The sequence below is a fragment of the Nonomuraea sp. NPDC003201 genome, assembly GCF_053590415.1.
In genome coordinates this window covers 1-10,479 of the sequence record NZ_JBSFTC010000356.1, presented here as the reverse complement: position 1 = coordinate 10,479, position 10,479 = coordinate 1, and the positions used below count along the sequence as shown (strand labels likewise).

The window sequence follows — 10,479 nt, the reverse complement described above, 5'->3', positions numbered from 1 at the left end:
CCCCTGCCCGTCGGCCCCCGCCAGCCGCTCGCGCAGCCCCTCGACCGGGAGCCGCAGCAGCTCGGCCACGGTCGTGACGCCGGCCAGCTCCACCACCTGCTCGCCGTCGTCGACGCCGACCGCGGGAGCGTCGGTCAAAGGGCTGACGAACCGTACGATGTGCATGCCTGCTCCTCATTCTCATCAGACGAGTCTGATGAGAGTCTTCCCTACCCGGCCGGGCCGGCCTCTGGTGGGTCAGATCACCTCGAAATCGGCCATCATCGCCATGTCCTCGTGCTCCAGGTTGTGGCAGTGGAGCATGTACCGGCCGCGGTGGCCGTCGAAGCGGGCGAGCACGTCCACCACCTCGTACGGGCGCACGTCCACGGTGTCCTTCCACCCCGCGTCCGAGGCGGCGGGGGCCCGGCCGTTCCTGGCCAGCACCAGGAAGTGGGCCAGGTGGACGTGCACGGGGTGGTGGAAGTCGCTGGACAGGCGCCAGACCTCGGCGGTGCCCAGCCGGGGGCGGGCCAGCGGGACGCCGGGCCGGTAGGGGTGGCCGTTGATCGTCCAGACTCCCTCCGCCGATCTGCGGAAGTCGAACCTGCGGGTGGTCACGGGCGCCACGCGACCGGGCGGGCGGGACAGCACGGCCGGCACGGCGGTGTCGTCGGCGGCCCGGCGGGCGACGACGAACCGCATGACGTTCCGGGCGGGGCCGTCGGCGAGGGTGTTGACGAGGGTGACCGCGGTGCCGACGGGGTAGGCGGAGAAGTCGACCACCACGTCGTACCGCTCGCCCGGCGAGATCGGGAGCTCGTCGTGCGCGACGGGCGCGGCCAGCAGGCCGGAGTCGCTCCCGATCTGCGTGAACCGGCCGCCCGGCGCGAGCCGGAGCCGGTAGCGGCGGGCGTTCGAGGCGTTCAGCAGCCGCAGCCGGTAGCGGGTGGCCGTCACCTCGGCCACCGGCCAGGGCGCCCCGTTGACGAGGATCACGTCCCCCTCGACGCCTTCCATGTAGTCGCCGTCGACCGCGGCCATGTGGCCGCCCATGTGACCGGTGTGACCGCTCTCGGGCGGGCTCGGGTACCGGAAGGAACCGTCCTCGTCGAACGCCCGGTCGCAGATCATCAACGGCAGCTCCCGCTCCCCCCTCGGCAGCGGCAGCGCGTCCTCCTCCTCGTCGCGCACCAGCGCCATCCCGGCCAGCCCCCGCCACACCTGCGGCCCGGTGAAGTCCATCCGGTGGTCGTGGTACCAGAGCGTGGCGGCCCGCTGTTCCAGCGGGTAGTCGTAGTCCTTCGTCCCGCCTCCGGGCGCCACGAGGTCGGTGGGGTAGCCGTCGGAGCCGGGCGGGGTGACGCCGCCGTGCAGGTGGGTGGAGGTGGGCACGCTCAGCTCGTTGCGCACGGCGACCGTGACGCGGCTGGCGCGCCGCAGGTCGAACGTGGGGCCTGGGAAGGTCCCACCGTAGCCCAGGACCTCGGTGGTGGTGCCGGGGATGATCTCGATCCTGGCGGCCCGCTGCGTCACCTCGTAGCGGCCGGGGCGTACCGGGCGGGCGACCTCGGGGATGGGGAGCGGCACGGTGAACGGCCTGGGCAGGGTCAGCCGGCTGCGCAGCAGCTCTCCGGAGATCTCGGCGCACCCGGCGGCGGCCAGCGCGGCCCCGCCCAGCACCCCGAGGAACCCCCGCCTGGTCAGGGCGCTCATGCGGCGCTCGGGCGGTCCGCGCCGGCGCCGCGGCGGTAGGCCCGCCAGGTCCAGACGGTGAAGACGGCGGACAGTCCGAAGATCGCCATGCCGATCGGGAAGTGCAGCCCCAGCACCCGCCACTGCCCCAGCGCCACCTGCGCCGTCTCCAGCGCCACGAGGCCCAGACTGGCCAGCGCGGGCCATCCCTGCCCCCGTCCCGGCCGCCACAGCAGGACGGCGGCCACCAGTTGCAGGTAGAGCAGGCCGTGCGTGAACCCGGCGTTGTTCTGGTGCCAGGCCAGCAGGTCGACGTCGCCGGTGACGAAGAGCCCGGCCAGCGCGGCCTGCCCGAGCACTCCGGCCAGGTGCCCGGTGGCGAGCACCCGCAGCGACCAGACGATCCAGCCGGGCGGAGGGGAGGGTGATGCGGTCATGCACGGAATGCTCCAGGCAGACCCCCTGGAGCCGCGTCCCACGCAGGAGGGCTTCCGGGCATACGCCCCGTGGAGTACGCCGCCCGTCCGGGGCCGCGTACGTACGACCGTGGGATGACACCGGGCCTGCACCAGGGCCGCGAACATACAACCGTGGGGCGACGACCGGCCCCGGCCCGGTCGCCTACCTTGTGAGCATGGACAGCCGGAGAACGGACGCCCTCGTCGCGGCGGCCGCCCTGGCGGCGATCACGGCAGGGACGTACGCGAACCTCTCGTGGACCGGCCCGCTGGAGCGCCCCCTCGACCCGATGGGCCTGACGCTGATCGTGGTCGCGTCACTGACGCTGGCCTTCCGGCGCGCGGCGCCGCTGGCGGCGGGCGTGGTCGCGGCGGCCGCCGGGGTGGTCTACTACGCGCTGCACTATCCGGGCGTGTTCGCCTCCGCGCCCGCGCTGGCCTCGATCTACACGCTGGCCTCGCTCGGCCGCCGCAAGGCGGCGATCTGGCTGTCGCTGGCGCTGGCCGCGGGGATGTACGGGCTCATGGCGATCGGCGCGGACGATCCGCCCCCGGGCAGCTGGATGGGGCTGCTGAGCGGGTGGCTGGTGGCCATGGTGGTGATCGGCCGGCTGACCGGGCAGGGCCGCGCATACCTGCGGGCGGTGGAGCAGCGCGCCGAGGAGGCCGAGCGCACCCGCGAGGAGGCGGCGCTGCGCCGGGCCGGCGAGGAGCGGCTGTGGATCGCGCAGGAGCTGCACGACTCGCTCACCCACAGCATCTCCGTGGTCAACGTGCAGGTGGCGGTGGCCATGCAGTTGCTGGAGCGAGACCCGGCGCGGGTCAGGGAGTCGCTGGTCGCGATCAAGGAGTCGGGGCACGAGGCGATGCGCGAGCTGCGGGCCACGCTGGGCGTGCTGCGCCAGAGCGAGCCGGAGGAGGCGGGGCTGTCCAAGTTGCCGCGCCTGGTCTCCAGGGCCGAGGGTGCGGGGCTGCGGGTGGCGCACACCGTGGCCGGGACGCCGTACGCGCTGCCGCCCGAGGTGGACCGGGCGGCGTACCGCATCGCGCAGGAGGCGCTGACCAACGTGCTGCGCCACGCGGGCGCCGCGACGGTCACGGTCGCGGTCGAATACGATCCGTCGAGGATCGTGCTGCGGGTGGAGAACGACGGCGAGGCGGGCACCGCCGGGCCGGGGATGGGGTTGATCGGAATGCGCGAGCGCGCGGTCGCCATCGGCGGCTCGCTCACCGCGGGCCCCCACGAGAACGGCGGCTTCGCGGTCCGCGCCGAGCTGCCCGTCCGGATCCCGGCATGACGGCGTCCGACGGGGCCGACGGTGCGGGTCCCGCGGTGATCAGGGTTCTGCTGGCGGACGACCAGCCGCTGATCCGCGCGGGGTTCCGGGCGCTGCTGGAGCTCACCGACGACATCACCGTGGTCGGCGAGGCGGCCAACGGCGTGGAGGCCGTGGAGCTGGCCAGACGCCTGCTCCCGGACGTGGCCCTGCTCGACGTGCGCATGCCGCTGCTCGACGGCATCCAGACCACCCGCAGGATAGGCGCCGCCCCCGACCTCGACGGCGTCCGCGTGGTGATCCTCACGAACTACGCGCTCGACGAGTACGTCTTCGCCGCGCTCCGGGCCGGGGCCAGCGGCTTCCTGCTCAAGGACATCGAGCCCGGCGACCTGCTCCAGTCGGTGCGGGTGGCCGCCCGCGGCGACGCGCTCCTGTCGCCCTCGGTGACCCGCCGCCTCATCGAGGAGTACGTCAGCACCCCTCCCCGCCCCATTCCCGCGCCCGGCCTCGAACGCCTGACCGACCGCGAACGCGAGATCGTGGCCCTGGTGGCCCGGGGCATGTCCAACGAGGAGATCGCCGAGCACCTGGTGATCAGCGGCGCCACCGCCAAGACCCACGTGAGCAGGTCGATGACCAAGCTCGGCGTGCGCGACAGGGCACAGTTGGTCGTCGTCGCGTACGAGTCCGGCCTGGTGGTCCCGGGAACGAGCGCCTAGATCGTCAGCAGGAACTCGTAGGCGTTCAAGAGCCAGACCAGCAGCCACAGGGCCACGGCGGGCAGCCGGGCCATCCCCCGTCCGATTCCGTCATTCAGCACGCAGCTTCACAACGCCCTTCTCTCGACGGCGATGACAATTCCGGTGTGCCTCCCAGACCATGCCCGGCCCGGATGGTGACGTAACCGGGTGATCCAGGACGACTAGCTGTTGACCGGCTTGCCCAGGGCGCTGCCCGCCAGCCAGTCGTCCCACGACTTCGCCCACGGCGTCGGGCCGTTGCCGAAGCGCAGTTTCCGCGACGTCCCCTTGACCTCGATGATGTCTCCCCGCTGCGTGAACTCGTAGAACCAGCGGGCGTTGGCCGGGCTGGCGTTCACGCAGCCGTGGCTGACGTTGCTGTTGCCCTGCGCGCCCGTCGACCAGGGGGCGGCGTGGAAGAACGTGCCGCTGTAGGTCATCCGGACGTTCCACTTGGTGGTGATGCGATATTCGCCCGGCTTGCCGATGGTGGCCGAGTCCATGACGGTCGACGCGGCCTTCTCCTGGGCGATCATGACGCCGGACCAGCTGTCGTCCCCGGGCTTGCCCAGGCTGACCGGGATGGTCTTGACGACCTCGCCGTTCTCCCGCACGACTGCCTGGTGGGTGGCGTTGCTGACCTCGGTGATGTGCTCGTCGCCGACGGTGAACGTCAGGCTGCGGTCCTTCGTGCCCCACAGGTCCCGGCCCGCCCGCAGCCCGGCCAGGTGCGCGACCACCGTGACCTTCTCGCCGACCGGCCAGTACTCGCGCGGCCTGAACTGGACCTCGCGGTCGCTCACCCAGCTCCACGCGCCCTCGACCGGCTTGGACATCCGCACCACCAGCGACCTCTCGACCGCGACCCGGTCCTTCTCGGCGGTCACGGGCTGCGAGAGCAGGAGCTGGACGGGCATGCCGACCCCGACCTTCTCGCCGTCCAGCGGGGACATGCCGCTCTCCAGCGCCCGCTTCGGCTTGAGCGTGGTGAACGTGGCCTGCGCGGTGACGGGCTTGCCGTCCGTTCCAGTCGCCTGCGCGCTCACCGTGTACGCGGTCGAGGGTCGCAACGGCCACCTGGGGTGCCACATCCCGTCCGCGCCGAGGGTCCCACGGACCTCACGCCCCTTGGCGTCGGCGACGGTCAGCTTGGTGACCTTGCCGTCGGTGGCCTTGACGCTGACCCCGGCGTCCGGAGCCACCTTCTCCGTGCCGTTCGCGGGGGTGATCGACAGCTTGGCCACCGGTCCTTGCTCCTGCGACGTGCCGGGCTCGCCGGGGCCGCCGCCCGAGCCTCCGCCCGAGGTGCAGCCGGCGGCCAGGAGCAGGGCCGTGGCGAAGGTGCCGACGAGTACGGTCCGGGCGTTCCGCATCGCTAATGCCTCCCACAACCTGACAAATAGGGACATTTTACACTAGACGGTATTTCTATAGCCCGGTCCAGTTCTGCCCCGAACGGCTGCGGGCATGCGGCACCCCGGCCACCCGGCTCAGGGCTTCGTCGCGAAGGGAGAGCCGCCGCGTGTGAGATTGCCGCGCCATCCGCCCAGGACAATCATGGGGCGGATGGACTACTACCTGATCTCCGGCCCCGACGGGATCCTCGTGGAGGAGTTCGCCCTCCACCAGGACTACACCGCCGCCGGCATCGACAGCGCCGTGTGGAGCCCGGAGGCCGGCAGGTGGTCCGCCTCCCCCGACCTGAGCCGCGAGCTGCGCTCCGACGCCCGGCTCCGCGCGCTGGTGACCCCGATGGGCCGGCGCGCGGCGGCGCAGGCGTACGCGCGGCTCGGCGGGGGTGAGCTGCCCGGGGAGGAGCGGCTGCGCGGGCTCTTCCGGCAGCGCCAGCCCCTGCCCACCACCGCCCCGCTCGATCTGGGCTCGTCGCCGGACGCGCACCGCTACCGCATCCTGTTCGCGGGCGACTTCGACGCGGACGGGCTGGCGAACGCCCGCGCGGCCCTACGCCTGGAGCCCGCCGACGACCCGCGCGTGGCGGGCCGGGCGTCGGGCGACGGCTTCGCGTGGGAGCTGCGCAGGATCGGCGCGGGCATCGCGTGGTGCGTGGACGTGACCGTACGCCTCGGGAGCGGCCCGGCGGGCCTGCTCGGGGCGCTGCTGGACCACCACCGGCAGGCGATCCGCGAGCAGGGCCTGATTCCGGTCACCGTAGAACGTTTCGCCTGACTGTCACATTTTCCAGCCCTATTCCGTCTTGTCTATGACGTACCCATCCAGTCATAGGCGGGGTGACTATGAAGGCCAGCTCACTGGCCCAGGCGCTTGACGATCGCATCGGCGGGGCCGGGTTCCTGAAGAAGGCGATGCGGAAGGTCTTTCCCGATCACTGGACGTTCCTGCTGGGCGAGATCGCGCTGTACGCGTTCGTGATCGTCCTGCTCACGGGCGTCTTCCTCACGTTCTTCTTCAAGCCGACCATGGAGGAAGTCGTCTACGACGGCGCCTACGTGCCGCTGCGCGGGGTCCAGATGAGCCAGGCGTACGCCTCCACGCTGGACATCAGCTTCGAGGTGCGCGGCGGCCTGCTGATGCGGCAGATGCACCACTGGGCCACGCTCGTCTTCCTCGGCGCCATCGTCATCCACCTGCTGCGCAACTTCTTCACCGGCGCCTTCCGCAAGCCGCGCGACCTGAACTGGCTGATCGGCGTGGCCCTGTTCGGGCTGGTGATGCTCAACGGGCTGTTCGGATATTCGCTCCCCGACGACCTGCTGTCCGGCGCGGGGCTGCGCATCCTGCACGGGGTCACGATCTCGGTGCCGCTGGTGGGCACGTACCTGGCGATGTTCCTGTTCGGCGGCGAGTTCCCCGGCGCGGACATCATCCCCCGGCTGTTCAGCCTGCACGTGCTGCTGATCCCCGGGCTGCTGCTCGTGCTCCTGCCGCTGCACGCGGTGGTGCTCACGTGGCGGCAGACGCACACCCAGTTCAGGGCCAAGGGGCTGAACGACGGGGTGGTGCGGGGCGCGCCGTTCTTCCCGGCGTTCCTGGCCAAGACGACGGTGTTCTTCCTGTGGGTGCTCGCGGTGGTGGCGGCGCTGGCCACGGTGTTCCAGATCAACCCCATCTGGCTGTACGGCCCGTACGCGCCCAGCACGGTCAGCGCCGGCTCGCAGCCCGACTGGTACATGGGCTTCCTCGAAGGCGCGCTGCGGGTCATGCCGCCGTGGGAGTTCACGGTCTTCGGGCACACGGTGACCATGAGCGTGCTGATCCCGGCCCTGGGGGCGCCCGGCCTGCTGTTCACCGCGCTGGCGGTGTACCCGTTCGTGGAGCGGTGGATCACCCGGGACCACGCGATCCACCACCTGCTGGACCGGCCGCGCGAGGCGCCGGCCCGGGTGGGCCTCGGGGTCGCGGGGATCGTCTACTACGGCGTCCTCTGGCTGGCCGGCGGCAACGACGTGCTCTCCTCGACCTTCCACATCTCGCTGTACGCGACCACGTGGATCTTCCGGGTCCTGGTGGTCGCGGGGCCGGTGCTGGGGTTCGTGATCGCCCGCCGGATCTGCCTCGGGCTGCTGGCGCGCGACCGGCACACGGTGGCGCAGGGGGTGGAGACCGGCGTGATCGTGCGCGGCGCGGACGGCGCGTTCACCGAGATCGAACGGCCGGTGACGGACGAGGAGTCCGCGGTGCTCGTGCCGCCCGCGCGGCCCGCCCTCCCGGTGGCGGCCGACGGCGACGTGCCTCCCCCGGCCCGCCGCCGCGTCCACGACGCCGTCCAGCGCTCCTGGTCCCGCTGACGGGCCCGCTCGCTACCGACTCCCCAAAGGAGAACCCCCCGCTCAGGGGACGGCGACGGCGGGGACCGTGACCGGGCCGAGGAGCGGGTTGAGCACGTCCGTCTGGGACCGCCCCGGCGGGACGAGCACGTCGAGGGCCTTGGGCACCGTGCCGGGGTCCACCGGGCACAGCGGCCCCGCGCCACCCTCGGCGCAGACCCCCGATGGGTAGAGACAAGACCAGCCCCACCCCCCTGTCAAGCCCATAGGGTCGGTCGCTGCCGGGTTTCGTCATCTGTCATCTGGAAAGCGGTCTCCGGCGAACCAGGTGCGGGCGGCGGTTGTCGTACTCAGTGGAACGATCCCCGCCGGGGTCGTCACTATGGGGAGACGCGCCGGGGGCGGTGCGCGAGGGGGATCGATGGACATCGGTGCGAGGTCACGCCCGCCCTTCCTGGGCGGGGCCAGGCGGGGGACGGCCAGGACGGTCGCCACGGCAGTGCTGGTGGCGATGACCTGCGGCGCGAGCACACTGGCGGCGCCGTCCCGGGCCGCCCACGCGGCTCCACCACCGGCCGCGGCGACGAGCGCGATGTCGAGCGCGGCGTCGAGCGCGGCGTCGAGCGCGGCGTCGAGCGCGGCGTCGAGCGGGGCGTCGAGCGGGGCGGCATCCGGGGCTTGGGGCGCGGCGGCGTCCGGAGCGCAACGCGTGGCAGCGATGGCCGCCCCCGACGACAGGGCCGAGGTCCGGCCGAGGCCCCGGCCCCGCGTGGACTGCCGCCACGTCAAGTGCGTGGCGCTCACGTTCGACGACGGCCCCGGCCCCTACACCGACACGCTGCTGGCCTACCTGGCCGCCTACCACGCCCAGGCCACGTTCTTCGTCGTGGGCAGCAACGTCGTGACGTACCCCAGAGTCCTGCGCCGCACCGTCGCGGCCGGGCACGAGATCGGCAACCACACCTGGTCGCACCCCGACCTGACGAGACTGTCGCCCGCCCGGGTGCGCTCCCAGCTGGGCCGCACCGACCAGGCGATCAGGGCGATCACCGGCATCGTGCCCGGCCTCGTCCGCCCGCCGTACGGGGCGATCAACGCCACCGTGCGCCGCCAGACCGGCCGCCCGATGGTGCTGTGGAGCGTGGACACCCTGGACTGGCGCTACCGCAGCAGCGCCACGGTGGCCCGCCGGGCGCTCAGGTCGGTGCGGCCCGGCAGCGTCATCCTGTTCCACGACATCCACCCGACGACCGTGCGGGCCATCCCGCGCGTGCTGCGGAAGCTGGCCCGGCGCGGCTACCGGTTCGTCACCGTCAGCCAGCTGTTCGGCGGCCACCCGCCGCGCCTCGTCTTCAACGCCGCCCCGCCTGACCTGCACTGATCGATTCTTCCGGCCAAGCGTGAACTCTTCTCGCATCCTCCGCGTATCTCCGGGTGTGAGCGGTGATCGCGCTTAGGCGCTGACCAGAAAGGATGCGTCACCGGCAGCAGGGACACCGCGTGGGCCGGCCGGGCTGCCGGCCCGCGCGGGCTGCGGGGGTCCGGCTGGTCAGCGGACCGGGGCGAGGTTCCAGGTGCGGGCGGTCTGGTCGCGGCTGCCGCTGACGGCGACCGGCCGGCCGTCGAGCAGGCCCACCGCCACCGACCAGACGCAGTCGGAGTGCCCGGTGAACGGGCTGCCGAGCGGTCTCCTGGTGTTCAGGTCCCACACGCGTACCGTTCTGTCCTCGCTGCCCGTGACCGCCACGGGCGTGCCGTCGAGGTTGCCCATCGCCACCGACCAGACGACGCCGGTGTGGCCGGTGAGCGGGGTGCCGAGCTGCTTCCAGGCGATCAGGTCCCAGACCCGGGCGGTCATGTCCTCGCCGCCGGTGACCACCACGGGCGTGCCGTTGAGGAAGCCCAGCGCCACCGACCGCACCCAGCCGGAGTGGCCGGTCAGCGACCGGCCGAGCTGCTTCCTGGAGGCCAGGTCCCAGACGCGCACGGTCCCGTCGTCGCCGGTGGTGACGGCCACGGTCGTGCCGGCGGCCTGGCCGACGGTGACCGCCCACACCCCGCTCTCGTGGCCGGTCAGCGGATCGCCGTACTCCTTGGCCGTACGCAGGTCCCAGACGCGGGCGGTGCCGTCGGTGGAGGCGGTGACGGCGACGTGCCGGCCGCCGATCCGGCCGGTCGCCACGCACTTGACGTCGCCCTTGTGCCCGGCCAGGACGCGGGACGCGCCGGCGGGGAGATCCCAGACGCGGGCGGTGTCGTCGTCGCTCGCGGTGACGGCGATCGGCGCGCCGTCGAGCTGGTCGAGGACGACCGATCTGACCCATTCGGTGTGGCCGGCGAGCGGGCGGCCGATCTGCTGGGAGGTGCGGAGGTTCCACAGGCGGGCGGTCTCGTCGTCCGAGCCGGTCAGGGTGACGGGGACACCGTCGAGGGTGCCCAGGGACACCGCCCGTACGTCGTTGGTGTGGCCGGTCAGGGGCTTGCCGAGCTCCGCGCCGAACCGGAGGGTGGGCGCGGCCGGGCGTACCGGATCCCGCTCGCGCGGCCACATCGCCACGGCCACGGCCGTCCCGAGGACCGC

11 protein-coding genes are annotated in these 10,479 nt (G+C 72.7%); 5 read left to right on the top strand and 6 right to left on the bottom strand.

All coding sequences use genetic code 11. From position 1 onward, the window contains the following. Nucleotides 1-237: 237 nt before the first annotated feature. Nucleotides 238-1,695, bottom strand: coding sequence for a multicopper oxidase family protein (locus ACWDX9_RS53690; protein ID WP_449969922.1), 1,458 nt, complete (start codon nt 1,693-1,695; stop codon nt 238-240). Then, the gene (locus tag ACWDX9_RS53685; RefSeq protein WP_449969920.1) at nt 1,692-2,111 is read right to left on the bottom strand and encodes a hypothetical protein; all 420 of its coding nucleotides are present in this window, start codon (nt 2,109-2,111) and stop codon (nt 1,692-1,694) included. Before ACWDX9_RS53685 ends, ACWDX9_RS53690 begins: the two co-directional genes overlap by 4 nt. Before the next feature lie 197 nt (nt 2,112-2,308). On the opposite strand from ACWDX9_RS53685, the gene ACWDX9_RS53680 reads away from it, so the two are divergent. Next, the gene (locus tag ACWDX9_RS53680; protein WP_449969917.1) at nt 2,309-3,430 is read left to right on the top strand and encodes a sensor histidine kinase; all 1,122 of its coding nucleotides are present in this window, start codon (nt 2,309-2,311) and stop codon (nt 3,428-3,430) included. 35 nt (nt 3,431-3,465) lie between these two features. After that, entirely contained in the window at nt 3,466-4,131 is a 666-nt protein-coding gene (locus tag ACWDX9_RS53675) for a response regulator (RefSeq protein ID WP_449969925.1), read from the top strand. A 203-nt stretch (nt 4,132-4,334) separates the two neighbouring features. On the opposite strand, the gene ACWDX9_RS53670 is transcribed toward ACWDX9_RS53675, so the two are convergent. Continuing rightward, nucleotides 4,335-5,525, bottom strand: a complete 1,191-nt coding sequence (locus ACWDX9_RS53670) for an Ig-like domain-containing protein (protein ID WP_449969914.1) — start codon at nt 5,523-5,525, stop codon at nt 4,335-4,337. A 193-nt stretch (nt 5,526-5,718) separates the two neighbouring features. On the opposite strand from ACWDX9_RS53670, the gene ACWDX9_RS53665 reads away from it, so the two are divergent. Together ACWDX9_RS53665 and qcrB are read left to right on the top strand one after the other, a co-directional pair. Next, entirely contained in the window at nt 5,719-6,339 is a 621-nt protein-coding gene (locus ACWDX9_RS53665; RefSeq protein ID WP_449969911.1) for a hypothetical protein, read from the top strand. 68 nt (nt 6,340-6,407) lie between these two features. Then, nucleotides 6,408-7,919 (top strand): cytochrome bc1 complex cytochrome b subunit, encoded by a 1,512-nt coding sequence (gene qcrB, locus ACWDX9_RS53660; RefSeq protein ID WP_449969908.1) that lies wholly within the window; start codon nt 6,408-6,410, stop codon nt 7,917-7,919. Between the two features lie 42 nt (nt 7,920-7,961). Here the strand turns inward: qcrB and ACWDX9_RS53655 are convergent, their stop codons facing one another. Together ACWDX9_RS53655 and ACWDX9_RS53650 are read right to left on the bottom strand one after the other, a co-directional pair. After that, on the bottom strand, nt 7,962-8,159 hold the full coding sequence (locus ACWDX9_RS53655; protein WP_449969906.1) for a hypothetical protein: 198 nt from the start codon (nt 8,157-8,159) through the stop codon (nt 7,962-7,964). Nucleotides 8,160-8,189: 30 nt separating this feature from the next. Continuing rightward, nucleotides 8,190-8,702 carry a hypothetical protein gene (locus tag ACWDX9_RS53650; protein ID WP_449969903.1) on the bottom strand — a complete coding sequence of 171 codons (513 nt, stop codon included), beginning with the start codon at nt 8,700-8,702 and terminating at the stop codon, nt 8,190-8,192. On the opposite strand from ACWDX9_RS53650, the gene ACWDX9_RS53645 reads away from it, so the two are divergent. Beyond that, on the top strand, nt 8,692-9,279 hold the full coding sequence (locus ACWDX9_RS53645) for a polysaccharide deacetylase family protein (RefSeq protein WP_449969901.1): 588 nt from the start codon (nt 8,692-8,694) through the stop codon (nt 9,277-9,279). The two genes, ACWDX9_RS53650 and ACWDX9_RS53645, sit on opposite strands and share 11 nt — an antisense overlap. A gap of 168 nt (nt 9,280-9,447) precedes the next feature. Here the strand turns inward: ACWDX9_RS53645 and ACWDX9_RS53640 are convergent. Further along, nucleotides 9,448-10,479, bottom strand: a 1,032-nt coding sequence (locus ACWDX9_RS53640; protein ID WP_449969898.1) for a WD40 repeat domain-containing protein, incomplete at its 5' end; no start/stop codon positions are given.